At 74.5% G+C, this 25,256-nt stretch carries 24 protein-coding genes and 1 riboswitch; of the genes, 8 read left to right on the top strand and 16 right to left on the bottom strand.

Annotated elements, in window-relative coordinates; genetic code table 11:
- Window positions 1-12: 12 nt before the first annotated feature.
- From ACZ51I_RS20245 to ACZ51I_RS20280, 8 genes are all read right to left on the bottom strand, one after another.
- The gene (locus tag ACZ51I_RS20245; protein WP_468877583.1) at window positions 13-984 is read right to left on the bottom strand and encodes a hypothetical protein; all 972 of its coding nucleotides are present in this window, start codon (window positions 982-984) and stop codon (window positions 13-15) included.
- Between the two features lie 68 nt (window positions 985-1,052).
- Window positions 1,053-2,528, bottom strand: coding sequence for an APC family permease (locus ACZ51I_RS20250; RefSeq protein ID WP_468877585.1), 1,476 nt, complete (start codon window positions 2,526-2,528; stop codon window positions 1,053-1,055).
- 220 nt (window positions 2,529-2,748) lie between these two features.
- A complete protein-coding gene (locus ACZ51I_RS20255) occupies window positions 2,749-4,692 on the bottom strand; it encodes an FUSC family protein (protein ID WP_468877587.1) in 1,944 nt (647 codons plus the stop codon).
- Between the two features lie 228 nt (window positions 4,693-4,920).
- Window positions 4,921-5,163 (bottom strand): DUF2630 family protein, encoded by a 243-nt coding sequence (locus ACZ51I_RS20260; protein ID WP_468877589.1) that lies wholly within the window; start codon window positions 5,161-5,163, stop codon window positions 4,921-4,923.
- 18 nt (window positions 5,164-5,181) lie between these two features.
- Window positions 5,182-5,343, bottom strand: a complete 162-nt coding sequence (locus tag ACZ51I_RS20265) for a hypothetical protein (protein ID WP_468877592.1) — start codon at window positions 5,341-5,343, stop codon at window positions 5,182-5,184.
- A 41-nt stretch (window positions 5,344-5,384) separates the two neighbouring features.
- The gene (locus ACZ51I_RS20270) at window positions 5,385-5,816 is read right to left on the bottom strand and encodes a hypothetical protein (RefSeq protein ID WP_468877594.1); all 432 of its coding nucleotides are present in this window, start codon (window positions 5,814-5,816) and stop codon (window positions 5,385-5,387) included.
- 11 nt (window positions 5,817-5,827) lie between these two features.
- The gene (locus ACZ51I_RS20275; RefSeq protein ID WP_468877597.1) at window positions 5,828-6,268 is read right to left on the bottom strand and encodes a DUF7144 family membrane protein; all 441 of its coding nucleotides are present in this window, start codon (window positions 6,266-6,268) and stop codon (window positions 5,828-5,830) included.
- A gap of 37 nt (window positions 6,269-6,305) precedes the next feature.
- A complete protein-coding gene (locus ACZ51I_RS20280) occupies window positions 6,306-7,103 on the bottom strand; it encodes an alpha/beta fold hydrolase (RefSeq protein WP_468877599.1) in 798 nt (265 codons plus the stop codon).
- A gap of 78 nt (window positions 7,104-7,181) precedes the next feature.
- Between ACZ51I_RS20280 and ACZ51I_RS20285 the strand changes: the two genes are divergently transcribed.
- On the top strand, window positions 7,182-8,513 hold the full coding sequence (locus ACZ51I_RS20285; RefSeq protein ID WP_468877602.1) for an aminotransferase-like domain-containing protein: 1,332 nt from the start codon (window positions 7,182-7,184) through the stop codon (window positions 8,511-8,513).
- Window positions 8,514-8,598: 85 nt separating this feature from the next.
- A complete protein-coding gene (locus tag ACZ51I_RS20290; RefSeq protein ID WP_468877605.1) occupies window positions 8,599-9,003 on the top strand; it encodes a hypothetical protein in 405 nt (134 codons plus the stop codon).
- Between the two features lie 37 nt (window positions 9,004-9,040).
- On the opposite strand, the gene ACZ51I_RS20295 is transcribed toward ACZ51I_RS20290, so the two are convergent.
- The gene (locus ACZ51I_RS20295) at window positions 9,041-9,664 is read right to left on the bottom strand and encodes an FMN reductase (protein ID WP_468877607.1); all 624 of its coding nucleotides are present in this window, start codon (window positions 9,662-9,664) and stop codon (window positions 9,041-9,043) included.
- A gap of 4 nt (window positions 9,665-9,668) precedes the next feature.
- Window positions 9,669-10,748, bottom strand: coding sequence for an LLM class flavin-dependent oxidoreductase (locus ACZ51I_RS20300; RefSeq protein ID WP_468877611.1), 1,080 nt, complete (start codon window positions 10,746-10,748; stop codon window positions 9,669-9,671).
- A gap of 107 nt (window positions 10,749-10,855) precedes the next feature.
- Here ACZ51I_RS20300 and ACZ51I_RS20305 point away from each other — a divergent pair, with 107 nt between their 5' ends.
- From ACZ51I_RS20305 to cobM, 3 genes are read left to right on the top strand one after another with little or no spacing between them, the layout of a single operon-like run.
- Complete coding sequence (locus ACZ51I_RS20305; protein ID WP_468877613.1) at window positions 10,856-10,996, top strand: DUF6126 family protein; 141 nt, start codon at window positions 10,856-10,858, stop codon at window positions 10,994-10,996.
- A gap of 48 nt (window positions 10,997-11,044) precedes the next feature.
- Window positions 11,045-12,271 (top strand): precorrin-6y C5,15-methyltransferase (decarboxylating) subunit CbiE, encoded by a 1,227-nt coding sequence (cbiE, locus tag ACZ51I_RS20310; protein ID WP_468877616.1) that lies wholly within the window; start codon window positions 11,045-11,047, stop codon window positions 12,269-12,271.
- On the top strand, window positions 12,268-13,017 hold the full coding sequence (cobM, locus tag ACZ51I_RS20315) for a precorrin-4 C(11)-methyltransferase (protein ID WP_468877618.1): 750 nt from the start codon (window positions 12,268-12,270) through the stop codon (window positions 13,015-13,017). The genes cbiE and cobM overlap by 4 nt, the downstream gene beginning before the upstream one ends.
- A gap of 64 nt (window positions 13,018-13,081) precedes the next feature.
- On the opposite strand, the gene ACZ51I_RS20320 is transcribed toward cobM, so the two are convergent.
- Together ACZ51I_RS20320 and ACZ51I_RS20325 are read right to left on the bottom strand one after the other, a co-directional pair.
- On the bottom strand, window positions 13,082-13,156 hold the full coding sequence (locus tag ACZ51I_RS20320) for a 50S ribosomal protein bL37 (RefSeq protein WP_099895366.1): 75 nt from the start codon (window positions 13,154-13,156) through the stop codon (window positions 13,082-13,084).
- 191 nt (window positions 13,157-13,347) lie between these two features.
- Complete coding sequence (locus ACZ51I_RS20325) at window positions 13,348-14,463, bottom strand: cobalt-precorrin-5B (C(1))-methyltransferase (protein ID WP_468877621.1); 1,116 nt, start codon at window positions 14,461-14,463, stop codon at window positions 13,348-13,350.
- Window positions 14,464-14,475: 12 nt separating this feature from the next.
- Between ACZ51I_RS20325 and ACZ51I_RS20330 the strand changes: the two genes are divergently transcribed.
- Window positions 14,476-15,201 (top strand): cobalt-precorrin-6A reductase, encoded by a 726-nt coding sequence (locus ACZ51I_RS20330; protein WP_468877624.1) that lies wholly within the window; start codon window positions 14,476-14,478, stop codon window positions 15,199-15,201.
- Window positions 15,202-15,333: 132 nt separating this feature from the next.
- On the opposite strand, the gene ACZ51I_RS20335 is transcribed toward ACZ51I_RS20330, so the two are convergent.
- The 3 genes from ACZ51I_RS20335 to ACZ51I_RS20345 are packed head-to-tail and all read right to left on the bottom strand — an operon-like array spanning window position 15,334 to window position 18,694.
- Entirely contained in the window at window positions 15,334-16,818 is a 1,485-nt protein-coding gene (locus ACZ51I_RS20335) for a precorrin-2 C(20)-methyltransferase (protein WP_468877627.1), read from the bottom strand.
- On the bottom strand, window positions 16,815-17,468 hold the full coding sequence (locus ACZ51I_RS20340; RefSeq protein WP_468877630.1) for a precorrin-8X methylmutase: 654 nt from the start codon (window positions 17,466-17,468) through the stop codon (window positions 16,815-16,817). The genes ACZ51I_RS20335 and ACZ51I_RS20340 overlap by 4 nt, the downstream gene beginning before the upstream one ends.
- Window positions 17,465-18,694, bottom strand: coding sequence for a cobalamin biosynthesis protein CobG (locus tag ACZ51I_RS20345; protein WP_468878203.1), 1,230 nt, complete (start codon window positions 18,692-18,694; stop codon window positions 17,465-17,467). Before ACZ51I_RS20345 ends, ACZ51I_RS20340 begins: the two co-directional genes overlap by 4 nt.
- Before the next feature lie 75 nt (window positions 18,695-18,769).
- Window positions 18,770-18,906: riboswitch (cobalamin riboswitch) on the top strand.
- 40 nt (window positions 18,907-18,946) lie between these two features.
- On the opposite strand from ACZ51I_RS20345, the gene cobN reads away from it, so the two are divergent.
- Entirely contained in the window at window positions 18,947-22,558 is a 3,612-nt protein-coding gene (cobN, locus tag ACZ51I_RS20350; protein ID WP_468877631.1) for a cobaltochelatase subunit CobN, read from the top strand.
- Here the strand turns inward: cobN and abc-f are convergent.
- Complete coding sequence (gene abc-f, locus ACZ51I_RS20355; protein WP_468877634.1) at window positions 22,555-24,147, bottom strand: ribosomal protection-like ABC-F family protein; 1,593 nt, start codon at window positions 24,145-24,147, stop codon at window positions 22,555-22,557. The genes cobN and abc-f overlap by 4 nt on opposite strands.
- Before the next feature lie 165 nt (window positions 24,148-24,312).
- On the opposite strand from abc-f, the gene ACZ51I_RS20360 reads away from it, so the two are divergent.
- Complete coding sequence (locus ACZ51I_RS20360) at window positions 24,313-25,254, top strand: hypothetical protein (RefSeq protein ID WP_468877635.1); 942 nt, start codon at window positions 24,313-24,315, stop codon at window positions 25,252-25,254.
- The last annotated feature ends 2 nt before the right edge of the window (window positions 25,255-25,256 follow it).

Consider the following 25,256-nt stretch of genomic DNA (forward strand, 5'->3'; position numbering starts at 1 on the left):
TGGGAAGGGGCGTCACACCACTCCCAGGCCCTCCCGGAACCTCGTGAACTGCTCCGCCGGGTCGCCCGTGTACGCCCACGGCACCCACGCCGCCCGCCTCCCCAGCATCCCCATCAGCTCGCGGGCGATCTCCACCTGCCCCGCGTAGCAGGCGGCGTGGGCCAGGAAGTTGAGGTCCGCGACCTCCTCCGGTGCCACCGGGCGCCCCGGGTCCCTTCCGCCGATCCAGCGCGCGTGGGTGCGGCGCAGTTCCGTCACCGCCAGCTCGTGCTTCCAGTGCTGGTCGAAGCCGCGCACCGGGCCCCGGCCGAGTGCCCCGTCCGCGATGTACCGGTACTCCTCGACCCGGGCCACCTGCACCAGGACCGGCAGCGGTGAGCCGGGCGGTGCCACGCCCGCCGCGTCGCGGGCGAAGTCGTACATGCTGCCGTGCGTGCCGTGCCACCGCGCCGACCAGTAGCGCAGCACCTGGATGTGACCCTCGGTGTTGTACGGGTCGCGGCGCCGCAACTCGTCGAACCAGTGCCGCAGTTCCCGGCGCGGCACCCCGCCCTCGTACAGCCGGGCCACCGAGAGCAGCGCCACCCACGGCATCGGGTCGGCCGGCGCGGCCTCGGCGGCGCCCCGGCAGGCGTCGACGGCGGCGTCGATCCGGCCCCGTTCGAGGGTGGCGCCCCGGCCGGCCGCGATGGCCGCGTCGAAGACCCGTACCACCTCGGTCGCGGCCCGCAGCACGGCGCCGTCCGGGTTGCCGGGCTCGGCGGCCCGCCAGGTCTCGACGGTGGAGCTGCCGGCGGCGGCGTGCGAGAGGAGCCGCAGCCGGTGGGTGCGGCGCGCCCAGTCCGTACCGGTGCCGGCGAGCAGGTCCCGTACGCCCTGCCAGCGGCCGATGACGATGTCGTGGCGCGCCTCGGTCAGCGCCCGGTCCCCGAAGTCCGGGTCGAAGTCGGGCGCGAAGCGCGCCGGGCGGCGGCGTACGGCCATCGGGGCCTCCTTCGGGTTCGGTTCCGTCAGAAGTCGCCGCGTCCCCGGGGGGACGGGTGGCGCAGGCGTCAGAAGTCCGTCGCGTAGCTGTTGTCGCGGCCTCCTGTACGCGCGCGCGTGGCCGGTCCCGAGCCCTCCGCCGCCTCGCGGGCGCGGACGGCGTCGAGGCGGGCCGGGCGGTAGTAGTCGCTGCCCTTGCGCCAGTACACGAGCAGCGGGACCACGCCGAGGAGGAGTCCGCCGAGGCCGATGGTGAGGGCGGTCGTGGAGAGTTCGCCGAGCGATTCGACGAAGGCCCAGAGCATGAACGCCGAGCCCAGCAGCGGCCAGAGCCCGCCGAGGAGCAGGTTCCGTGCCGAGTGGAACAGGACCGCCTTGTACGCGACGACGGCGGCGATGCCCGCGAGGCCGTAGTAGAAGGCGATCTGGAGGCCGATCGCGGCGACGGCGTCGCGGAGGATCCGCTGCACGGAGCCGGCGGCCGCGGCGGCGCAGAACATCAGGAGGGCGGCGCCGCCGACGGCCGCGATCGCGACCCACGGGGTGTTCCAGCGGCGGTGCACCAGGCCGAGGGCGGCGGGCAGGGTGCGGTCGCGGCCCATCGCGAAGAGCGAGCGGGTGACCTGGAGGAGGGTGGTCTCCAGGGTGGCGACGGTGGACAGCAGGACGGCCACGACGAGCAGCTTGCCGCCGACGCCCGGCCAGATCTCCTGGCCGAGGACGGCGAGCACGTTGGGTCCGGCGGCGCGGATCTCCTCGGCGCTCAGCAGGACGTTGACGGCGACCGTGAAGGCCTCGAAGAGGAGGAAGACGAAGCCGACGCCGACGAGCGCGGCGAGTCCCGCGGTGCGGCGGCTGTCGCGGGTCTCCTCGCTGAGGTTGCTGGTGACGTCCCAGCCCCAGTAGTAGAAGGCGGCGATCAGGGCGCCCGCGGCGAAGCCCTCGGGCCCGTGGAAGCGGTCCAGGGAGAACCAGGACCAGTCGAAGGCGGTGGCCCGGCCCCGGTGCCCGACGGCGGCCAGGACGAAGGCGAACAGGATCAGCATCTCGACGCCGGACATCACGAGCTGCGCCCGTACGGTGAGCCGGGCGCCGCCCAGGACGACGAGCAGCATCATCAGGAACCAGCCGGCGCCGACGGCCGCCGCGAGCGGGGTGTTCCCGGCGAGTTCCGGGTCGATCAGGGAGAGCGTGAGGGAGCCGGCGGGCAGCGAACCGGCCACCATGAAGACGGTGGCGGCGAAGACCAGCGCCCAGCCGGAGAGGAAGCCCAGGAAGGGGTGGAGGGTGCGGCCCACCCAGGAGTATCCGGCGCCGGCGTTGACGTCGATGCGGCCGAGGCGGGCGTACGCGAGGACGATGCCGAGCATCGGTATCGCGCAGTAGAGCAGGGCGGCGGGCCCGGCGAGACCGACCGCGCCGAAGAGGACGGCGGTGGTCGCGGCCAGCGAGTAGGCGGGGGCGCTGCCGGCGACGGCCATCACGATCGTGTCGAAGGTGCCGAGGACGTTGGGCTGGAGCCCTCTGTTCGTGGTGGTGCGCATGGCGGGTCCTCGGGGGCGCGGCGGGGAGGGGCTGAGGCGGGGGGTGGTGGGCGGCAGGGCGAAGTGGCTCGTCCGCCAGGCCGGTTGCCGACGGCGGCGGGCGCGGATCACGGTGAATCGAGCGCATCGTAGTCGCCCGGGTGGCTTCCGGTAACGGCGGTGGGGAAGGTTCCGTTCCGTGACCGCCGGTAAGTCCTCCCGTACGCCCCCGGAGGGGGGTTTACCGCAGGTCGGGACCGGCGATGGCGCGGGCCGCGCCGACCTCCTGGCGGAGGGGCGCCAGGACTCCGTTCTCGTCACCGGGGAGCTCGGTGCGGACCTCCACGAGGGTGGCGGTGCCGCGCAGTCCGTCCGCGAGGTCCCGCAACTCCCGCTCGACGGCGGCGACCTCCGTCGGATCGGGCGCGGGCGCGCCGTGGTCGACCCGGATCCGGGCGGCGGTCGTCGCGTCCACGATCCGCTCCGCGGCGACGACGAGCGGCCACCAGGCGGCGGCGCGGCGGCCCGTCGGCGGCGGTTCGGTCAGGGCGCGCTGGAACTCGGAGCGGACGGTCGACAGGTCCCGGTAGAGCTTGCGCCGGGCCCGCAGCCGGGTTCCCCGGTCGCCGTCCACGGCGAAGGCCTGCCCCACGTACGCGGCGGTGTCGGTGACGCAGTCCGCGAGCCGGTCCCCGATCCGGGCGTGCCAGGACTCGGGCCAGAGCAGATAGCCGGCGACCAGCGCGATCCCGCAGCCGATGAGCGAGTCGTACAGCCGGGGCAGGACGAGGTCGAAGCCCTGGTGGTTGAGGGTGTCGGAGAGCAGCAGGATGACCGGGGTGATGGCCGCGGTCTGGAAGGCGTACCCCTTCGCGGAGAAGGCCGGGATCAGCGCGGCGAGCCCCACCATCACCGGCACGTCCCACCAGCCCCGCGGCACCTCGGAGAGCACGAGGGCGGCGAGGACGAGTCCGGCGGCGGTGCCGGCGGCGCGGAGCACGGCCCGGGAGAAGACCGAGCCGAAGTCGGGCTTCATGACGAAGGTGACGGTGAGCGCGACCCAGTACGAGCGGGGTACGGCGATCAGCGAGACGAGGGCCTGCGCGAGGCCGACGCAGAGCGCGAGCCGCAGGCCGTACCTCCAGGACGCCTCGGAGAACAGGACGGCGCGGGCGGCCCGGCGGGCCCGGACGCGGAGGGCGGCGGGCCGCCCGAGCCGGTCGTCGACGTTGTACGGATCGGGGTCCGCCTTGTGGACGACGGCCGCCGCGTGCCGCAGGGCGTGGTCCACGGCCTTCTCGGCGGGCCGCTCGGGCGCGGGCAGGACCAGGACGGGGGCTCCGGTGCGGCCCTCCTCGACGGCGTCGGCGAGCTCCCGTACGGCCGCGGGGATCGCGGGGGCCAGCGGGCCGATGAGCCGGGCCCGCAGATGGGCGGCGGGCGCGGCCTCCACGAGCGGGATGACGACGTTGAGCTGGGCGAGGATCCGCACCAGGGAGGGGGCGCGGCCGTGCTGGCGGGCGCGGCGGGCGAGGACGAGGTCGTACGCCTGGTTGAGGGAGGCGGTGACGGCCTGTCGTCTCTCGTCGTACGCGGCGGTGCCCGCGGCCTCGTACAGCTCGGCGACGGTGCGGTAGGTGGCGGCGACGGCCTCCCGTTCGGGGGCGGCGCGGCGCATCGGCCAGCCGAGGAGGGTCAGGACGAGGACGAAGAGCCCGCCGAGGGTCAGGAGGACGGGAGCCTTCCACCAGGGGTCGGGCATGGGCAGGCCGGCGCCGACGACGGCGTTGAGGAGCAGGAGCAGCCCGGAGACGGAGGCGACCGCGCCGATGGAGGAGATCATCCCGGAGACCAGCGCGACGAGGGTCAGGGCGGCGACGGCGGCCCATCCCTCCCCGAAGACGAGCGTCCCGAGGGTCACCCCGAGGGCGCCGAACAACTGCGGCACGGCGATGTTGTAGACCCGCATCCGGTAGGCGTCGGCGGTGTCGCCGATGACGCCGGAGAGCGCGCCCATGGAGACGAGCGCCCCGTACGCGGGCCGGCCCGCCGCGAGGCCCACGGCGAGGGGCGCGGAGAGGGCGACGGAAGCGCGCAGGACGGCGGCCCAGGGGACGGGGGTGGGAGCGGGCTTGAGCCCGGCGGTGAGCCAGGCGGGCGGGGTGATCCGTACGGGCCGAGCCATGCGACCAAACGTACCCGGCCGGTGGTGGTGGGTGGTCGCCCGCCGGGGCGGTGGCCCCCGCCGTGGTGGGCGGCGCCCATCCCGCCGGAGGGCGCGTTCTGGCTGGGCCCGCCTCCGAGAGCGGTCATCCCGCCGAGGTGGTGCCCCCGCCCACCCGCGTGGTGATCGCCCACACGGGCGGGTGAGCGGGGGCGCCGTTCTGGCGGGCGGCCCCGCACGGGCAAGGGGCTAGTTGCGGTAGGACTCGACCTCCGCGGCCGGGCGGAGGGTCGCCGAGTCCGGGTCCTCGCCGAATTCGGCTTTCGCGCGCCGCTGCCGCAGCAAATCCCAGCACTGGTCGAGGCGGATCTCGAGCTCGGCGAGGCGGGTGCGTTCCTCGGCGGGGAGGCCGCCTGTCCCCGCGCGCTGCCGCAGGGCGCGCTCCTCCTCGACGAGGGCGCCGATGTCGTCCAGGATCTCGTCGTTGTCCATGCCTTCCAGCGTGGCGGATCAGCGCTCCTCGCGCAGGTCGAGATCGGCGAGGACCGGCCGGCACGTGGTCGATCCGAGCGGCCGGTCGTACGGGCGTCCGGCGGCCCAGGCGACCGGTTGGCGCCTGGGCCGGAGGGGCGGCGGCTCTGGGGCCGCCGGGACGGTGTTCGGGTTCGTCACGGGTGGGGCGCGCTCCTTCGGGAGGGCTCGGACCCCGCGCCTCAGTGTCGCAGGGCCCGCGCGATCTCCGCCTTCGCTTCGCCCGAGAGGGATCGATTGCTGCGCGCCGTACCGGACTTGGACTTCCCCGGTGCGACGCCGTCGATGTCGAGGACGACGGTGTCGAGCAGATTGCCGTCGCCGTCACGGAAGTTGACCATGATCGTGTAGTCGGCGGCCTTGTCCTTGGGGTTGGTCGCGGTGATCTCGGCGACCGTGCGGTCCCCGTCGGTGCGCGTCGCCCCGGCGCGTACCTCTCCGGTGGCGTTCACCCCGTCCTTGACCGCGTCCATCTTCTCCTGGGCGGCCGAGGCGACGGCCGCGGTGGCGGAGGAGACGATCTCCCCCGCCTTGTCCTTGGCGTCCTCGCAGCCGGTGAGGCAGAGGAAGGCGGCGGCGAGGACGATTCCGGTCGCGCGCCCCGTGCGGGTCATGGCCGAGTGCCTCAGTACCGCTCGCCCCGGCCGTGCCCCTCGTCCGTCGCCAGCGCCCAGATCACGAAGATCGAGACGGCCATGGAGAAGAGCGCCCACCACGGCTGGTAGGGCAGGAAGAGGAACTGGAGGAGGGCGTTGAGGGAGGCCAGGGCGATGCCGGCGACCCGGCCCCATTCGGCGCCCTTGAGGATGCCGAAGCCGACGATGACGAGGATGACGCCCAGGATCAGGTGGATCCAGCCCCAGGTGGTGAGGTTGAACTTGAAGACGTAGTCGCCGACGCGGGCGTAGACGTCGTCCTTGGCGATGCCGGCGATGCCCTGGAAGACGTCCATGAAGCCGGTGACCAGCATGAGGACGCCGGCGAAGACGCTGCCGCCGGCGGCCCAGGCGCCGGCGGTGCTGTGGGGCCGGTTCGACGGATTGCGGGGTGCGGTGTTCTGGCTCATGACCCCATCGTCGGAGCATTCGTACGATTGCGAACTTTCAGCTGGGCCGAACGAGTGAGCGAAGGAAGGCGTCGAGGACCGCGTCGAACTCCTCGGGTCGCTCCAGGTTGGGCAGGTGCGCGGCCCGTTCGACCACGGCGAGCGTGGAATCGGGGAGCAGGGCGTGCATCTCCTCCGCGTCCGCCACCGGGGTGTACGTGTCGTCCCGGCCGACGACGACGAGCGCGGGGACCGTGACGGTGGTGAGCGTCGCGCGGTAGTCGGGGCGTTCGGCCCGGCCGCGCAGCGCGGCCGCCGCGGCGATCGGGTCGGTGGCGCACATCATGCGGTGGACGTGCGGCGCGGCATGCGCGTTGTAGGGGGCGACCATCCGGTCCAGTACCTCGTCGGCGTACCCGCGCATGCCCTCCCGCAGGAGCCGGTCGGCCATGGCGTTCCGGGCCTGCTTGCCCTCCTCGGTCTCGGCGGCCGGGAAGGTGTCGGCGAGGACGAGGCCCCGGACCCGCCCGGGGTGGCGGCGGTGGAACTCCATGGCGATCTGGCCGCCCATGGAGAGCCCGGCGAGGACGCAGTCCTGGATCCCCAGTTCGTCGAGGAGGCCGGCGAGGTCCTCGGCGAAGTCGCCGAGGCCGGTGGCGCCGGTCGTCGCGCCCAGGGGCGTGGCGCCGTAGCCCCGGAGGTCGGGGGCGACGACCCGGTGGGTACGGGAGAAACGGTCGATCTGCGGCTGCCACATGGTGTGGTCGAAGGGGTGGCCGTGGACGAGGAGGAGGGCGGGACCGGTGCCCCGGTCCTCGTAGAAGGTGCTGGTGGCGAGGGTTTTGGTGACGGGCATGACGGCAGGCTAGGCAGCCCCAACTCGTCGGTGCAATAAGATCTTTGCTCTCGGTGCAATGGTGAGGGGGCGGGCCGGGTGGAGGAGTACCGGAGGATCGCGGACCGGGTCGAGGCGGCCGTACGGGACGGGCGGCTCCGCCCCGGCGACCGCCTTCCGCCGCAGCGGGTCTTCGCCCGCCGTCACGGGATCGCGAACTCGACGGCGATCCGGGTGTACGGGGAGCTGGCCCGCCGCGGCCTGGTCGTCGGCGAGGTCGGGCGCGGCACCTTCGTCCGGGCCGCGCCCCCGCTGCCGGGGCCCGCGCTGGCCGAGGCGACCGGGGCCGCGCCCGTCGACCTCCAGCTCAACTACCCGGTCGCCGAAGGCCAGACGGAGTTGATGGCCCGTGCGCTCGCGGCGCTCTCCCGGCCCGACGTGCTCGCCGAGGCCGTCTCGCGGCCGGCCGCCGCGACCGGTACGGCCGAGGCCCGCGAGGCGGCGGCGGCCGTGCTCGCCCGGCCCGGCTGGGCACCCGACCCCGACAGCGTCCTCTTCGCCGGGAACGGCCGCCAGGCCATCGCCGCCGCGCTCTCCGCCCTCGTGCCGCCCGGCGGCCGGCTCGGCGTCGAAGCCCTCACGTACCCCCTGGTCAAGGCGGTCGCGGAACGCCTCGGCATCCGGCTCGTCCCCCTCGCCCTCGACGAGGAAGGGGTACGGCCGGAGGCCCTGGAGTCCGCGCACCGGGCCGCGCCGCTCGCCGCCGTCTACCTCCAGCCCACCCTGCACAACCCGCTCTCCACGACCGCCGGGCAGGGACGGCGCGCCGAACTCGCCGAGCTGCTGCGCCGCCTGGACCTCACGGCGGTCGAGGACACCACCTGGGCCTTTCTCCTCCCCGCCGCGCCCGCCCCGCTCGCCGCGCACGCCCCCGAGCGGGTCCTCCTGGTCGACAGCCTCTCCAAGCGGCTCGCCCCCGGGCTGACCGTCGGCTACCTCGTGGCGCCCGCCCGGCTCCGGGCCCCGGCGGCCGACGCCCTTCGCTCGGGCGCCTGGACGGCCGGCGGGCTCGCCCTCGCCGCGGCCACCCGGTGGGCCGGGGACGGCACGGTCGCCGAGGCCGTCGCCGCCAAGCGGGCGGACACCGGGGCCCGGCACGCCCTGTTGCTGCGGCGGCTCGCCGGACACACGCTGCGGACCTCGCCGCACGCGTACTACTGCTGGTGGGAGCTGCCCGCGCCCTGGCGCGCGGAGACCTTCACGGCGGCGGCGGCAGCCCGCGCGGGCGTGGCGGTCACGCCGGGCAGCGCCTTCGCGGTGGGCCGTGGCACGGCCCCCGACGCGGTCCGCCTGGGCCTCGCGTCCCCGCCGCCGGCGGTACTGGACGAGGCCCTGGCCCGGCTGGCGGCGGTGGCGGCGGAAGGGCCGTGAGCTGATCCACTTGCGGGGCGCCGGGCGGGGGTGTGCCCTGGAGGGTGCGGGAACCAGGGGGGCCTGACACGAAGGAGCTCCTGCCATGGCCGCACACGCAGCGGTGCCCACCGGGCGCCGGATCAGCATGAACGGCTGGGGCGTCCCGGTCACCATCGGCGTCCTGTACGGCCTCTGGGCGCCCACGGTCGCCCGCGACGGCGGTCCCACCACACTGGGGCAGCTGTGGCTCGGGATCGTCTCCGCGATCGTCCTCGCCGTCGGCATCCACACCCTCCGGCACCACGGCCGCGCCCTTCCGCGCGAGGCGCGCGCCACCGCGTGGGGCGCCCTGACGGGCGCGGCGGTCGGCTTCCTGTACAGCCTGTCGGACGCGAGTGTGCTGTCGTCGAGCGGGCTGGGGCTGGTGAGCGGGGCGGTGGCCGGGGTGGCGGCGTACTACCTCTTCTACACGCACGAGGACGCGCAGGGCCGCCCGGCCCCGTGGTGACCCCCGCCGTCCGTCGTGGCGCGGCCCGGCGATCCGGTCAGTCCAGGCGCAGGCCGGCCAGCTGCTTCTCGAACGGGACGACCTCCTCCTCGTCCGTACGCCGCGCCGGGCGCCCCGCCACCGTGTCCGCGAACTCGTTGCCCGCCCGGGTGATCCGGGCCGGCAGCCCCTCGGTGTACTCGTCGCCGCCCGAGCCCCAGTCCTCCGAGGCCGCGTAGACGGCGGTGGGGACGACGAGGGCGCGCAGGTAGGCGAAGAGCGGCCGCAGGGCGTGGTCCAGGACCAGGGAGTGGCGGGCGGTGCCGCCCGTGGCGCCGATCAGCACCGGGACCCCGGTGAGGGCCGCCGGGTCGATCAGGTCGAAGAACGACTTGAACAGGCCGCTGTACGAGGCCGTGAAGACCGGCGTCACCGCGATGACACCGTCCGCGCCCGTCACCGTGTCGATCGCCTCCTGGAGCGCGCCCGACGGGAAACCGGTGACGAAGTTCTTCGCGATGTCGACGGCCAGGTCGCGCAGTTCTATGACCTGGACGTCGACGGCGTACTCCTGCTCGGCGAGCCGGTACCGGGCCGCCTGGAGCAGCCGGTCGGCGAGCAGCCGGGTGGAGGACGGGGAGCTGAGTCCGGCCGAGACGGCGACCAGCTTCAACGTCTGCATGGCGTCAGACCTCCTGGGACGCGAGGACGGCGGGGTGGAGCGGGGCGGTCTCCGGTACGCCGGCGGGGCGCAGGTTCGCGAACTCCTTGCGCAGCACCGGGACGACCTCCTCGCCGAGGAGGTCGAGCTGCTCCAGGACCGTCTTGAGGGGCAGTCCGGCGTGGTCGACCAGGAACAGCTGGCGCTGGTAGTCGCCCACGTACTCGCGGAAGGACAGGGTGCGTTCGATGACCTCCTGCGGGGAGCCGACGGTCAGCGGCGTCTCGCGGGAGAACTCCTCCAGGGACGGGCCGTGGCCGTAGACCGGCGCGTTGTCGAAGTACGGGCGGAACTCCCGTACCGCGTCCTGAGAGTTCTTCCGCAGGAAGACCTGGCCGCCGAGCCCGACGATCGCCTGTTCGGGGGTGCCGTGGCCGTAGTGCGCGTACCGCTGGCGGTAGAGGCGGACCATTTTCTCGGTGTGCTGCTTGGGCCAGAAGATGTGGTTCGCGAAGAAGCCGTCGCCGTAGTACGCGGCCTGCTCGGCGATCTCGGGGGAGCGGATGGAGCCGTGCCAGACGAACGGCGGGACGCCGTCGAGCGGGCGCGGGGTGGAGGTGAAGCCCTGGAGCGCGGTGCGGAACTTGCCCTCCCAGTCGACCACGTCCTCCCTCCACAGCCTGTGGAGGAGCGCGTAGTTCTCGATGGCGAGCGGGATGCCCTGGCGGATGTCCTGGCCGAACCACGGGTAGACCGGGCCGGTGTTGCCGCGGCCCATCATCAGGTCCACGCGGCCGTCGGCGAGGTGCTGGAGGGTCGCGTAGTCCTCGGCGATCTTCACCGGGTCGTTGGTGGTGATCAGGGTGGTCGAGGTGGAGAGGATCAGGTTCTCCGTGCGGGCCGCTATGTGCCCGAGGAGGGTCGTCGGGGAGGACGGGACGAACGGCGGGTTGTGGTGCTCGCCGGTCGCGAAGACGTCGAGCCCGACCTCCTCGGCCTTGAGCGCGATGGCCACGGTGTTCTTGATGCGCTCGTGCTCGGTGGGGGTGCGGCCGGTGGTGGGGTCGGTCGTCACGTCGCCGACGGTGAAGATCCCGAACTGCATCGTGCTCACCTCTCGCGGTACTGCCTGGCGGCTTGTTGGTTGAATCTTAAACCATCACGTCCAACGGCGCGACCCCCCTCCCTATTCCGGCCCGTACGCTGAACGGCATGGCCGAGGAGACGCACGACAGCGAGCGCTGGAAGGAGCGGGGCGTCATGCTCCGCGTCTTCGTCTATGTCTTCGCCACCCACGCCTTCGCCGGCTTCGTCTGGCTCCTCTTCTACGTCGGGCAGCACGCCCCGAAGTGAGGGCCGCCACGTCCCCCCCGCCGGCGGCCCTCACGTAGAGTCCCCGACGTGAACGGTGCGATATCGGTCGTCGGAATCGGCGCGGACGGCTGGGACGGGCTCCCCGAGACCGCCCGCCGCGCCCTGCGCGCGGCCGAGGTCCTGCTCGGCGCCCCCCGCCAGCTGGACCTGCTGCCCCCCGGCGACTGCCCCGGCGAGCGCATCGCCTGGCCCTCCCCCCTCCGCCCCGCCGTCCCCGGGCTGCTCGCCGCCCACGAGGGCCGCGCGCTCGCCGTCCTCGCCAGCGGAGACCCCTCCTTCTACGGCATCGCCCGTACGCTCGCGGAGGCCGCCGGCGCCGAACGCCTGCGCGTCCACCCGCACCCGTCCTCCGTCTCGTACGCCTGCGCACGGCTCGGCTGGCCCCTCGAAACCGTCGAGACCCTCTCCGTCGTCGCCAGGCCGCTCGCCGCGCTCTCCGCCGCCCTCCACGACGGCCGCCGCCTCCTCGTGCTCAGCGAAGGCGCCGACACGGCCGCGCGGGTCGCCGAGCGGCTGCGGGCCACGGGCTGGGGCGGCACCCGGATCCGCGTCCTGGAGCAGCTGGGCGGCCCCCGCGAGCGGCTCCTCGACGGGACCGCCGCCGACTGGCCGCACGAGCGGACCGACGCCCTCAACGTCCTCGCCCTCGACTGCGTACGCGACCCGGACGCCCTCCGCCTCGGCGCCGTCCCCGGACTCCCGGACGAGGCGTACGAGCACGACGGACAGCTCACCAAGCGGTACGTGCGCGCCGCCACCCTCGCCGCCCTCGCCCCCGCCCCCGGCGAACTGCTCTGGGACGTCGGCGGCGGCTCCGGCTCCATCGGCGTCGAGTGGATGCGGGCCCACCGCTCCTGCCGGGCGATCGCCGTCGAGAAGTCCCCCGAACGCGCCGCCCGCATCGCGCGCAACGCCGACGCCCTCGGCGTACCGGCCCTGCGCGTCGTCACGGGCCCGGCCCCCGCCGCGCTGACCGGGCTCCCGGCACCCGACGCGGTCTTCGTCGGCGGCGGCCTCACCGCGCCCGGTCTGCTCGACACCTGCTGGGAGGCGCTGCCCCCCGGCGGCCGGCTCGTCGCCAACACCGTGACGCTGGAGTCCGAGGCGCTGCTGGCCCGGTGGTACGGCCGCCACGGCGGCGAACTGGTCCGGCTCGCCGTCTCCACCGCCGTGCCCGTGGGCGGCTTCACCGGCTGGCGCCAGGCCATGCCCGTCACCCAGTGGTCCGTAACGAAGGGTTCTACAGAGGAATGACCGTCTACTTCATCGGCGCGGGCCCCGGCGCGGCCGACCTCATCACCGTGCGCGGCGCGCGGACCCTCGCGAAGTGCAGGGTCTGCCTCTACGCCGGCTCCCTCGTCCCCACCGAGCTGCTCGCCGAGTGCCCGCCGGACGCGAAGCTCGTCGACACGGCGAAGATGGACCTCGACCAGATCGTCGCCGAGATCACCGCCGCCCACGAGGCCGGCCAGGACGTGGCGCGGCTGCACTCCGGCGACCCGTCGGTCTTCAGCGCGGTCGCGGAGCAGATGCGGCGCCTGGACGCGGCCGGCATCCCGTACGAGGTCGTGCCCGGCGTCCCGGCCTTCGCGGCGGCGGCCGCCGCGCTGAAGCGGGAGCTGACGGTCCCGACCGTCGGCCAGACGGTGATCCTCACGCGCATCGCCCAGCAGGCCACCCCGATGCCGGAGGGCGAGGACCTCGCCACCCTCGGCCGCAGCGGCGCACTGCTCGTCCTCCACCTCGCCGCGCGCTACGTCGACCGGGTCGTCGGCGAACTCGTCCCCCACTACGGCGCCGACTGCCCGGCCGCCGTCGTCGCCATGGCCAGCCGCCCGGACGAGGTGGTCCTGCGCGGCACCCTCGACGACATCGCGGAGCAGACGAAGGCGGCGGGCATCACGAAGACGGCCGTCATCCTCGTGGGCCGCACGCTGGCGGCCTCGCAGTTCCGCGACAGCCACCTGTACGACCCGGCCAGGGACCGCCACGCCTGCTGACGGACGGACCTCGCACACGACGGCGGCCGGACCCGAGGGGGTCCGGCCGCCGTCCGTGCCACGGTCAGGCGTTGGGCCGCTTGCCGTGGTTCGCCTTCTTCTTCTTACGGGCCCGCTTCTTGTTGCCGCGCTTCGCCATGGGACGGCCTCTCGCTCGGGAACACTGACCCCGTCAGCCTAGGAGCGGAGCCGGGAGGTCGCATCCGGTCGGGTTCCCCGAACCCGGGACAGCGGACGATACGGGACGACCCGGAGAAGCTGATTCCGGACCGGATCGTCGTCCTCAAGGTCTGACGACTGCCCCGCCCGCCCCCTCTTGCAGCGTGCGGATCACGGCCCTGCCGGCGCCGACCGCCCCACGACGACCCCCGCGCGGTCGATGCAGATCACGTCCACCGCGACCGGGGCGCCCCGGAGGACCGACAGGGCCTCGTCGCGGGCGCGGGTGGCGACCAGGTCGCCGAGGGGCACGCCCGCTGCCTCGCAGAGGCGGAGGGCGGCGAGCCCCGTGTTGGCGTCGGTGATCTCGGCGGCGAGGGCCTCGGAGGCGCCGCCCGTGCGGGCGAGCCCGGCGAGGAACGCCTTGTCGACCTGGGAGCGGGCCGAGTGGAGGTCCAGGTGTCCCGCGGCCAGTTTGGAGAGCTTCGCGAAGCCGCCGCAGATCGTGAGCCGGTCGACGGGGTGGCGGCGGATGTACTTGAGGACGGCACCCGCGAAGTCGCCCATGTCGAGGAGCGCGATCTCCGGCAGGTCGTAGATCCCGGCGACCGTGCGCTCCGACGTCGAACCCGTGCAGCCCGCGACGTGGGTGAGATCGCCCGCGCGGGCCACGTCGACGCCCCGGCGGATGGAGTCGATCCAGGCGGAGCAGGAGTACGGGACGACGACGCCGGTCGTGCCGAGGATCGACAGGCCGCCGAGGATGCCGATGCGCGGGTTCCAGGTGGAGCGGGCGATCTCGGCGCCGTTGTCGACGGAGACGGTGATCTCGACGTCGCCGGGGGCGTCGTGCGCGGCGGCGACCGCGGCGACGTGCTCGCGCATCAGCTGCCGGGGGACGGGGTTGATCGCGGGTTCGCCGACGTCGAGGGGGAGACCGGGCAGGGTGACCGTGCCGACGCCCTCACCCGCGCGGAAGACGACGCCGGAGCCGGGCGGCAGGAGCCGTACCGTCGAGCGGATCACGGCCCCGTGCGTGACGTCCGGATCGTCGCCCGCGTCCTTGACCACGGCGGCCATGGCGGAGCCGGCCGCCAGGGACTCGGCGGTCAGCGCGAAGGACGGCGTCTGGCCCTTCGGCAGCGTGATCGTCACCGGGTCGGGGAAGTCGCCGGTGAGCAGCGCGGTGTACGCGGCGGTCGTGGCCGCCGTCGCGCAGGCACCGGTCGTCCAGCCCGGCCGGAGACCGGTGTGCTTGAGTTGGGCCTCACGCCCGCCTGTACTCACGAAGAGGCTCCTGTGCACGTACTCATTCTGGGCGGGACCACCGAGGCCCGCGCCCTGGCCGGACTGCTGCACGGCCGGGTCCGGGTCACCAGCTCCCTCGCGGGCCGGGTGGCGAGCCCCCGGCTGCCGGCGGGCGAGGTCAGGATCGGCGGGTTCGGCGGGCCGGAGGGGCTCGCCGCGTGGGTGCGGGAGCACGCCGTGGACGTGGTCATCGACGCCACCCATCCCTTCGCCGAGCGGATCAGCTTCAACGCGGCCCGGGCGGCCGCCACCGCCCATGTTCCCCTGCTGGCGCTGCGCCGTCCCGGCTGGGTCCCGGCGGACGGCGACGACTGGCGTGCGGTGGCGTCCCTGGAGGAGGCGGCGCGCGCCCTGGACGGCCTCGGCGAACGCGTGTTCCTGACGACCGGCCGCATGGGCCTCGCGGCCTTCGCCGCCTGCCCCCAGTGGTTCCTGGTCCGCTCGGTGGACGCCCCGGACGCCCCGATGCCGGCCCGCACGGAGATCCTCCTCGACCGGGGTCCCTTCACCCTGGACGGCGAGCGGGAGCTCCTCGCCCGCCACCGGATCGACGTCCTGGTGACGAAGGACAGTGGTGGCGCGGCGACCGCCCCCAAACTGACGGCGGCCCGCGAGGCGGGCGTCCCGGTCGTGGTCGTCCGCCGCCCCCCGGTCCCGGCGGGCGTACGAACGGCGGCCTCCCCGGAGGAGGCCGCCGCCTGGGTCACTACTCGGTGACGGGCGTGCCGAGTTCGGTGACCTCGACCCCGTTCAGGTCGGGGTCGTTCCAGTAGATCTGGTGGTGCGAGCTGTCGATGGCGATCACGGAGTAGAGCACGTGGGTTGTGCCCTCGCCCCCACCCCCTCGTCTCAGTTGTACCTGCGCGGCGTCCACGTGATCGTGCGCCCGTCGCCCCGTTCGACCGCACGGGTCTGTGAGGAGCCGATCAGGAGGAGGGTGCGCATGTCGACCTCCGCCGGGTCCAGGGTCTTCAGGGTGAGGACGCGGACCGACTGCTCCGGGCCGCCGACGTCGCGGGCGACGACCACCGGGGTCTCGGGGGAGCGGAGTTCGAGGAGGAGGTCGCGGGCGGCGGCCACCTGGTGGGTGCGGGACCGGGAGCCCGGGTTGTAGAGGGCGAGGACCAGGTCGGCGGCGGCGGCCGCGCGCAGGCGGGTCTCGATGACGTCCCAGGGCTTGAGGCGGTCGGAGAGGGAGATGGTCGCGTAGTCGTGGCCGAGCGGGGCGCCCGCCGCCGCGGCGGCCGCGTTGGCCGCGGTCACCCCGGGGAGGACCCGTACGGGCACGTCCGCGTACTCCGGTTCCGAGGCCACCTCCAGGACCGCCGTCGCCATGGCGAAGACGCCCGGGTCGCCGCCGGAGACGACCGCGACCTTCCGGCCGCGCCGGGCCAGGTCGAGGGCGAACTCGGCGCGCTCGGACTCGACCTTGTTGTCCGAGCCGTGCCGGATCTGCCCGGGGCGCAGCACCGGCACCCGGTCGAGGTAGGTGGTGTAGCCGACGAGGACGTCGGCGTTGACGAGCGCGCCGCGCGACTCGGGGGTGAGCCAGGGTGCCCCGGCGGGCCCGGTGCCGACGACGGTGACCTCGCCCGTCTCCCGTACGGGAGGCTCCTGGTCGATACGGGAGGGGAGCACGGCGACCGAGAAGTACGGGACCGACTCCGGGTCCACCTCGGACAGGACGCCCGTCCGCTCGCCCGCCATGAACGCGCGCTCCACGTACCGCGCGTCGTCCAGCCGCCCGGCCCGCTCCAGGGCCCGCCGCACGGCGGGGAAGGTGCGGCCCAGCTTCATCACGACGGCCGAGTCGGTGCCCGCCAGTCGGGCCGTCAGCTCGTCCTCCGGCAGGGTGCCGGGGATGATCGTGAGGACCTCCTCCGCCTCGCACAGCGGCTCGCCGAGCCGGGCGGCGGCGGCGCTCACCGAGGTGACGCCGGGGATGACGGTCGTGTCGTAGCGGTCGGCGAGCCGCTTGTGCATGTGCTGGTACGAGCCGTAGAAGAGCGGGTCGCCCTCGGCGAGGACGGCGACCGTGCGGCCGGCGTCGAGGTGGGCGGCGAGGCGGGCCGAGGCCTCCTCGTAGAAGTCGTCCAGGGCGCCCCGGTAGCCGCCGGGGTGGTCCGTGGTCTCCACCGTGAGCGGGTACATCAGCCGCTCCTCGACGTGGTCCTCGCGGATGTGCTCGGCGGCGATGGAGCGGGCTATCGAGCGGCCGTGCCGGGCGGAGTGGTAGGCGATGACGTCGGCCTCGGCGATCGCCTTCACGGCGGCGACGGTCATCAGGTTCGGATCGCCGGGCCCGAGCCCGACCCCGTACAGCTTTCCGGTCACTTCTGGATCTCCGCTTCGTGGGCGAGGGCGTTGATCGCGGCGGCCGTCATCGCGCTGCCGCCGCGCCGGCCCCGTACGACCAGGTACTCGAGGCCGAGGGCGTTCTCGGCCAGCGCGTCCTTGGACTCGGCGGCGCCGATGAAGCCCACCGGTATGCCGAGGACGGCGGCGGGCTTCCCGGCGCCCTTCGCGACCATCTCCAGGAGGTGGAAGAGGGCGGTCGGCGCGTTGCCGATGGCGACGACGGAGCCTTCGAGGCGGTCCCGCCACAGTTCGAGGGCGGCGGCGGAGCGGGTGGTGCCGAGTTCGGCGGCGAGGCCCGGCACGGCCGGGTCGGAGAGCGCGCAGAGCACCTCGTTGTCGGCGGGCAGCCGCTTGCGGGTGACACCGCTGGCGACCATCTGCGCGTCGCAGAGGACGGGCGCACCGGCCTCCAGGGCCGCGCGGGCGGCCGCGACGACCCGGGGCGAGTACGCGATGTCCTGCACGAGGTCGGTCATGCCGCAGGCGTGGATCATCCGGACCGCCACCTGGGCGACGTCGGCGGGCAGGGCCGCCAGGTCCGCCTCGGCGCGGATCGTGGCAAAGGACCGGCGGTAGATCTCCGTCCCGTCCTTCTCGTAGTCGAACATCCTGGTGCTCTCGCTCATCTCGTCGTGCGGGCCGTGGTCACTGCTTCGGGCAGGGAGGTACGGGGGGTGGGGACGCCGTCCACCAGGTAGGTGTCGTCGCCGGTGGCGAGGACGTCGACCCAGGTGCCGTGCGGGTGCCCGCAGCGGCGCTCGCACCCGGAGTAGTGGACGGGCAGGCCCCCCCGGCGGACGAGGCCGGCGTCCGTCCGTACGTCGGCGAGGGACTTGGCGCAGCCGGGCCGCCCGGTGCAGGCGCTGACCCCGACCGAGGGCACGTCGGGCCGGGTGACCAGGCCGTACGTCTCCAGGTCGGGCAGCCGGTCGGCGCGGGCCCCGACGACGACCACCCCGCGCCAGGGCGTGAGCCGCAGCTCGCCGGCCCCGTCGGCCAGGGCCCGCAGCTGCGCGGCGGTGAGCCGGCCGAGCGGGGCGAGGACGTGCAGGGCGCCGTCGCCGAGCGGGCCGGGCGCGGGCGGCGGGGACGCGGGCAGCGGCGGTGCGGGTACGGGCTCCGCCGTGATCCCGGCCCGCGCGAGGGTCGCGGCCCAGTCCGGTACGTGCTCGTCGGGCAGCTCGTGCGGCCGCCAGGCCCCGTTCCCGGCGGCCCCGGCCGCGTCGAGGAACGCGAGGGCCACGGCGAGGGCGGCGGGCACGGCATCGGCGGCGGCGAGGCGGAAGGACCGGGCGCCGAGCCCCAGCAGGACGGAGCCGTCCCGTCCTGCGACCAAGCTCACATCTCCGCCGAGCCCGGCGACGTCCCCGCGTCCGTCGTCCAGGACGAACAGGAACCGGCCCGAAAGGGACGCGGCCCGGGGTTCCGCGCACAGGGCGGTGTCCAGGGCGCGCGCCCACAACTGCACGTCCGCGTAACCGAGTCCGTCGAGTCCCGCGCCGGGCGAGGCCACGATGTTGCGGACGCGCTCGTGGGTGGGGGAGGGCAGCAGCCCCGCGCCGGCCAGGAGCGCCGCGAGCTCCGCACCGCAGCTCTCGCCGAGGCCGCGCAGCTCCGCGTTCCCCCGCGAGGTGATGCTGATCCGTCCGTCGCCGAGCGACTCGGAGGCGCGGGCCAGAACCTCGGCCTGATGCGTCGTCAGTCGCCCTGCGGGCAGGCGCAGTCGGGCCAGGCGGCCGTCGTCGGCGGGGTGCAGGCGCAGCGCCCCGGGGCAGGCGTCGCCACGGTCCCGTATACGAGCTTCGCCCGGTTCGGGCGTCGGGGGTGGGGTGGGCGGCATGGCGGCGAGCATACCGACGGGGAACCGGGCGGCCACCGAGTGTGATCCGGTCGACCCTCCGGGCCCCTCCGCCCGGGGACGGCACGATCTAGGATGCAGAGCGGCATGGGGTCCCAGGACCCCGGGGAGGAAGCCCGGTGAGAATCCGGCGCGGTCCCGCCACTGTGAGCCCGAGCCGGCGACGGCGCGGGTGAGTCAGGAACTCCTGCCGTCCATACGACCACCCGGGGCGCGGACAACCCCGAGGAAGGGCCTGAGCCCACCATGCTCCTGCTGCTGTCGCACTCCGACACCGACCTGCTCAGCGCCCGCGCGGCCGGGGGTCCGGTGGAGTACCGCTTCGCCAACCCCTCCCGGCTCCCGCTCGCCGACCTCCCCGCCCTGCTCGACGGCGCCGACCTGGTCGTCGTCCGCCTCCTCGGCGGGGTCCGCTCCTGGCAGGAGGGCCTGGACACGGTCCTCGCCGCCGGAAAGCCGGTCGTCGTGCTCAGCGGCGAACAGGCCCCCGACGCCCAGCTGATGGAGACCTCCACCGTCCCCATCGGCGTCGCCACCGAGGCGCACGCCTACCTGGCGCACGGCGGCCCGGCCAACCTGGAGCAGCTGGCCCGCTTCCTCTCCGACACCGTCCTGCTCACCGGCCACGGCTTCGAGGCCCCGGCCGCCGCGCCCACCTGGGGCCCGCTGGAGCGGACCGTACGGAACGAGACCGGCCCGACCGTCGCCGTGCTCTACTACCGCGCCCACCACATGAGCGGGAACACCGCCTTCGTCGACGCCCTCTGCGGGGCGATCGAGGACGCCGGCGCGCGGGCCCTCCCGCTGTACGTGGCGTCCCTGCGCGCCCCCGAGGCTGAGCTGATCTCCGTACTGGAGGGGGCCGACGCGATCGTCACCACCGTCCTCGCGGCCGGCGGCACCAAGCCGGCCGAGGCGCAGGCCGGCGGCGACGAGGAGGCCTGGGACGCGGGCGCGCTCGCCGCGCTCGACGTGCCGATCCTCCAGGCGCTGTGCCTGACGGGCTCGCGATCGGCGTGGGAGGAGAACGACGAGGGTCTCTCCCCGCTGGACGCCGCCAGCCAGGTCGCCGTCCCGGAGTTCGACGGCCGGCTCATCACCGTCCCGTTCTCCTTCAAGGAGATCGACGCCGACGGTCTGCCCGCGTACGTCGCGGACGCCGAGCGCGCGGCCCGCGTCGCCGGGATCGCCGTCCGGCACGCCCGGCTCCGCCACATCCCGAACGCCGAGAAGAAGCTGGCGCTCGTCCTCTCCGCGTACCCGACGAAGCACTCCCGCATCGGCAACGCGGTCGGCCTCGACACCCCCGCCTCCGCCGTCTCCCTGCTCCGCCGTCTCATCGCCGAGGGCTACGACTTCGGCCCCGTCGAGGACCTCCCCGGCCTCGTCTCCGGCGACGGCGACGAGCTGATCTACGCCCTCATCGAGGCCGGCGGCCACGACCAGGACTGGCTGACCGAGGAGCAGCTCGCGAAGAACCCGGTCCGCATCCCGGCCGCCGACTACAAGCGCTGGTACGCGACCCTCCCCGAGGAGCTGCGGACGCACGTCGAGGAGCACTGGGGCCCGGCGCCCGGCGAGATGTTCCTGGACCGCTCCCGCAACCCGGAGGGCGACATCGTCCTCGCCGCCCTGCGGCGCGGGAACCTGCTGATCCTCATCCAGCCGCCGCGCGGCTTCGGCGAGAACCCGATCGCGATCTACCACGACCCCGATCTCCCGCCCTCCCACCATTACCTGGCCGCCTACCGCTGGATCGCCGCGAGCGCCGAGGACGGCGGCTTCGGCGCCGACGCCATGGTCCACCTGGGCAAGCACGGCAACCTGGAGTGGCTGCCCGGCAAGAACGCCGGCCTGTCCGCCGCCTGCGGCCCGGACGCGGCCCTCGGCGACATCCCGCTGATCTACCCGTTCCTCGTCAACGACCCTGGCGAGGGCACCCAGGCGAAGCGGCGCGTCCACGCCACCCTCGTCGACCACCTGGTGCCGCCGATGGCCCGCGCCGACTCGTACGGCGACATCGCGCGCCTGGAGCAGCTGCTCGACGAGTACGCGCAGATCTCCTCCATGGACCCGGCGAAGCTGCCCGCGATCCGCGCCCAGATCTGGACCCTGATCCAGGCCGCCAAGCTCGACCACGACCTGGGTCTGGAGGAGCGGCCGGAGGACGACGGCTTCGACGACTTCCTGCTGCACGTCGACGGCTGGCTGTGCGAGGTCAAGGACGCCCAGATCCGCGACGGCCTGCACGTCCTCGGCGGCGCCCCGGAGGGCGAGGCCCGGGTCAACCTGGTTCTCTCCATCCTGCGCGCCCGTCAGATCTGGGGCGGTACGCAGGCGCTGCCGGGTCTGCGCGAGGCCCTCGGCCTCGACGAGTCGGCCGCGACCCGCACGACCGCCGACGAGGCGGAGGCGAAGGCCCGCGAGCTGGTCGAGGGCATGGAGGCGGCGGACTGGTCCGTGGAGGCGGTCCCGGCCGTGGCCGCCGCGTACGGCTCCGAGGTCCACGCCGTGCTGCGCTTCGCCTGCGAGCAGGTCGTGCCGCGCCTGGCCGCCACCACCGACGAACTGGCGCACGCCGTGCACGCCCTGAACGGCGGCTTCGTCCCGGCCGGCCCGTCCGGCTCCCCGCTCCGGGGCCTGGTCAACGTGCTGCCGACCGGCCGCAACTTCTACTCGGTCGACCCGAAGGCCGTGCCGTCCCGGCTCGCCTGGGAGACCGGCCAGGCGCTCGCCGACTCGCTCCTGGAGCGCTACCGCACCGACAACGGCGAGTGGCCGACGTCCGTGGGCCTGTCCCTGTGGGGCACGAGCGCGATGCGCACCGCCGGCGACGACGTCGCCGAGGCGCTCGCCCTGCTCGGCGTCCGCCCGCTGTGGGACGAGGCCTCGCGCCGCGTGAACGGCCTGGAGCCGATCCCGCTCGCCGAGCTCGGCCGCCCGCGCGTCGACGTCACGCTGCGCATCTCGGGCTTCTTCCGGGACGCGTTCCCGCACGTCATCGGCCTCCTCGACGACGCCGTACGGCTCGTGGCGGGCCTGGAGGGCGAGTCCGCCGAGGACAACTACGTACGGGCGCACGCGCAGGCCGACCTGGCCGAGCACGGCGACGAGCGGCGCGCCACGACCCGCATCTTCGGCTCCCGGCCCGGCACGTACGGCGCGGGCATCCTCCAGCTGATCGACTCGCGCGACTGGCGCACGGACGCCGATCTCGCCGAGGTGTACACGGTGTGGGGCGGCTACGCGTACGGGCGCGGGCTCGAAGGCCGCCCGGCGCGCGCCGAGATGGAGACCGCGTACAAGCGGATCGCGGTCGCCGCGAAGAACACGGACACCCGCGAGCACGACATCGCCGACTCCGACGACTACTTCCAGTACCACGGCGGCATGGTCGCGACCGTCCGCGCGCTCACGGGCACGGCCCCCGAGGCGTACATCGGCGACTCGACCCGCCCGGAGACCGTCCGCACCCGCACGCTCGTCGAGGAGACCTCCCGGGTCTTCCGCGCCCGCGTGGTCAACCCGCGCTGGATCGAGGCGATGCGCCGCCACGGCTACAAGGGGGCGTTCGAGCTGGCGGCGACCGTCGACTACCTCTTCGGGTACGACGCGACGACGGGTGTCGTCGCCGACTGGATGTACGACAAGCTGACGCAGGAGTACGTCCTCGACGAGACGAACCAGGCCTTCCTGAAGGAGGCCAATCCGTGGGCCCTGCACGGCATCGCGGAGCGGCTCCTGGAGGCCGAGTCGCGCGGCATGTGGGAGAAGCCGGACCCGGAGACGCTGGCCGCCCTGCGCCAGGTGTTCCTGGAGACGGAGGGCGACATCGAGGGCGCGGCGGACACGCCCTAAGCCCCCACGCGGGCCGGGGCCAGTTCGAGGACACGGCCCCGGAAGCCCTCCCGCAGCCGCCGGTCGTGGCTGACGACGATCAGCGTGCCCCGGTACTCCGCGAGCGCGGCCTCGATCTCCTCCACCAGGCCGGGGGCCAGGTGGTTGGTCGGCTCGTCGAGGAGGAGCAGATCGGCGGGGGAGGTCACCAACCGGGCCAGTTCCAGTCTGCGGCGCTGGCCGGTCGAAAGCAGCCGGACCGGGGTCGTCAGATCCCGGGCCGCGAAGAGCCCGAGGGCGAGCAGTTCGTCCTCGCGGCCCTCTCCGAAGGCCTCGCCCACCGTACGGGGGTCGAGGGGTGGGGCCGTGTCCTGGCGGAGCAGCCCGACCCGGGCGGGCACGGTCACCGTGCCCGCGTCCGGGGCGAGTTCGCCCGCCAGGACCCGGAGGAGGGTGGTTTTCCCCGCGCCGTTGGGTCCGGTGAGCAGCAGGCGCTCGCCCGGGTCGAGGTGCAGGGCGTCCAGGTGGAGCCGTCCGTCGACGCGCACCCCGGTGAGGTCGACCGGAGCGCCCTCTCCGCTGATGTCCGCGCGGAACCTGAGCGGTTCCGGCGGCGCGGGGACGGGGTGGGTGGTGAGCCGGGCGAGCGTCTCGCGGGCGGCGCGGATGCGGCTCATGGCGCCGTGCGCCCGTGACCGGGCCCGGAAGGCGCCCGCCCCGCTGAACGCGGCCGGGGCCTTGCGGGGGATCGCGGAGAAACGGTCGATGTTCGTGTCGGCGAGGGCCCGGTGGCGGGCGAGTTCGGCTTTCCACTCCTCGTACTCCCGCTGTCTGCGGGCCCGTTCGGCGGCGCGGCCGGCGAGGTGGCCGGCGTAGCCGTCGCCGTACCGCCGCAGGGTGTGGCGGTCCTCGTCGACCTCCAGGACGGCGGTGGCGACCCGGTCGAGGAAGACGCGGTCGTGGGAGACGGCGACGACGGTGCCCCGGTGGGCGCGCAGCCGCTCCTCCAGCCAGGCGACGGCCTCGTCGTCGAGGTCGTTGGTCGGTTCGTCGAGCAGCAGCAGTTCGGGCTCGGCGGCGAGGACGGCGGCGAGGGCGAGCCGGGACCGCCGGCCGCCGGAGAGCGTCCCGAGGGGCCGGTCGCGGTCGAGCGGTCCTGGCTCGCCGAGCCGCCGCAGGATGGTCTCGAAGCGCCGGTCGGCGCCGGCGCCGCCCCGGGCCTCGTAGGCGGTGAGCAGCTCGGCGTACCCGGTGAGGTCGCCGGTGGCGGCGAGTTCGGCCTCGGCCGTGCGGATCGCCCGCTCCAGGTCCCGTACGTCCGCGAGTGCCTGGTCGACGGCGTCGCCGACGGTCGCGTCCGGGGGGAGGTCGAGGGTCTGGGCGAGGTGGCCGGTACCGCCGGGCGCGTCGACGGTCACGGTGCCGTTGTCGGGCGTCTCCAGGCCGGCGAGGAGCCGGAGGAGGGTGGACTTCCCGGAGCCGTTGTCCCCGACGACGCCGAGGCGTTCGCCGGGGCGCACGGAGAGGGACACCCGGTCGAGCACGGTCCGGTTCTGGACGTGGCGGTCGTCGTAGCGCTTGGTGACGTCGACGAGTTGGGCACGGAACAAGGGCGACCTCCAACCATCGGGAACACGGTCGCGAGACGGTTCGTCTCGTGAGGATGACCGTACGGCGGGTAGGGGTATTTGGCAAGACGATACGTCTCGTCGCGCAGACCGCGTACTGCGGAAACCTGGATTGTTCTAGTAGAGTGCGAACAAGGGAGGTTTTCCATGAACCGTGCCACGCCTCGTCTCCGCGCGCTCGCCGCGCTGCCCTTCGTCCTCGTGCTCGCCGCCCATCTGCTGGTCCTCGCCCTCGGCCACGACCGGCTGCCCGACCCCCTCGCCACCCACTTCGGGAGCGGGAGCCGGGCCGACGGCTTCACCGGACGCACCGCGTACACCGTCATCAGTACGGCCCTGCTCCTCGGCCTCGGCGCAGGCTGGACGCTCCTCGTCCGCCGCACCGTCCTCTGGGGCGCCTGGGCGACCGCCGGCCTCACCGGCTCGCTTCTCGTCCTTCTCGTACGGGACAACCTGGACGCCGCCCACGCGGCCCAGGTGGTCTCGCCCCTCGCCAACCTCACCGTCGCGGCGGCCGTCGCGGGTCTCTTCGCCGTCACGGGCTGGTCCCTGACCCGGTTCGTCCCGCCCACGGACGCCGGGACGCCCGCCGTGGACGGGCCACGGCTCCCGCTCGGCGCGGGCGAGGTGGCCGGCTGGACGCGCGCCACCGGCTCCCGGCCGCTCGCCGCCCTCGCGGTGCTCGCCCTCGCCGCCGCCCCCGTCGTCCTGCTCCTCGCGCCCTGGCCGGGGGCCCTCCTCGGCCTCCTCGGACTCGTCATCGGCCTGCCCGGCCTCGCCCTCGCCCGGATCAGGGTCACGGTCGACCGGCGCGGCCTCACCGTCCGCCCCTCGCTGACCTCCCGGCCCCGGATCCGGGTCCCGCTCGACGAGGTCGCGGGCGCGGGCGTCCGGGACGTCGAGGCCGTCGCCGACTTCGGCGGCTGGGGCTACCGGGTCCGGGCGCACCGGACGGGCGTGGTGCTGCGCTCCGGCGAGGCCCTCGTCGTCCAGCGCCCCGGCGGCCGTGAGTTCGCCGTCACCGTGCCCGACGCGCGGACCGCCGCCGCCCTCCTCAACACCCTCGCCGAGCGGCATGGGAAGGTCTGACC

This window comes from Streptomyces sp. NPDC034084 (assembly GCF_055575535.1).

What these genes read in the sequence shown, in the direction of transcription:
- ACZ51I_RS20360 (WP_468877635.1), top strand. Translation starts at nt 24,313, where the DNA reads ATGAACCGTGCCACGCCTCGTCTCCGCGCGCTCGCCGCGCTGCCCTTC.
- ACZ51I_RS20305 (WP_468877613.1), top strand. Translation starts at nt 10,856, where the DNA reads ATGGCCGAGGAGACGCACGACAGCGAGCGCTGGAAGGAGCGGGGCGTC.
- ACZ51I_RS20280 (WP_468877599.1), bottom strand. Translation starts at nt 7,103, where the DNA reads ATGCCCGTCACCAAAACCCTCGCCACCAGCACCTTCTACGAGGACCGG.
- cobN (WP_468877631.1), top strand. Translation starts at nt 18,947, where the DNA reads ATGCTCCTGCTGCTGTCGCACTCCGACACCGACCTGCTCAGCGCCCGC.
- cobM (WP_468877618.1), top strand. Translation starts at nt 12,268, where the DNA reads ATGACCGTCTACTTCATCGGCGCGGGCCCCGGCGCGGCCGACCTCATC.
- ACZ51I_RS20245 (WP_468877583.1), bottom strand. Translation starts at nt 984, where the DNA reads ATGGCCGTACGCCGCCGCCCGGCGCGCTTCGCGCCCGACTTCGACCCG.
- ACZ51I_RS20275 (WP_468877597.1), bottom strand. Translation starts at nt 6,268, where the DNA reads ATGAGCCAGAACACCGCACCCCGCAATCCGTCGAACCGGCCCCACAGC.
- ACZ51I_RS20295 (WP_468877607.1), bottom strand. Translation starts at nt 9,664, where the DNA reads ATGCAGACGTTGAAGCTGGTCGCCGTCTCGGCCGGACTCAGCTCCCCG.
- ACZ51I_RS20345 (WP_468878203.1), bottom strand. Translation starts at nt 18,694, where the DNA reads ATGCTCGCCGCCATGCCGCCCACCCCACCCCCGACGCCCGAACCGGGC.
- ACZ51I_RS20340 (WP_468877630.1), bottom strand. Translation starts at nt 17,468, where the DNA reads ATGAGCGAGAGCACCAGGATGTTCGACTACGAGAAGGACGGGACGGAG.
- ACZ51I_RS20270 (WP_468877594.1), bottom strand. Translation starts at nt 5,816, where the DNA reads ATGACCCGCACGGGGCGCGCGACCGGAATCGTCCTCGCCGCCGCCTTC.
- ACZ51I_RS20250 (WP_468877585.1), bottom strand. Translation starts at nt 2,528, where the DNA reads ATGCGCACCACCACGAACAGAGGGCTCCAGCCCAACGTCCTCGGCACC.
- ACZ51I_RS20300 (WP_468877611.1), bottom strand. Translation starts at nt 10,748, where the DNA reads ATGCAGTTCGGGATCTTCACCGTCGGCGACGTGACGACCGACCCCACC.
- ACZ51I_RS20255 (WP_468877587.1), bottom strand. Translation starts at nt 4,692, where the DNA reads ATGGCTCGGCCCGTACGGATCACCCCGCCCGCCTGGCTCACCGCCGGG.
- ACZ51I_RS20290 (WP_468877605.1), top strand. Translation starts at nt 8,599, where the DNA reads ATGGCCGCACACGCAGCGGTGCCCACCGGGCGCCGGATCAGCATGAAC.
- ACZ51I_RS20260 (WP_468877589.1), bottom strand. Translation starts at nt 5,163, where the DNA reads ATGGACAACGACGAGATCCTGGACGACATCGGCGCCCTCGTCGAGGAG.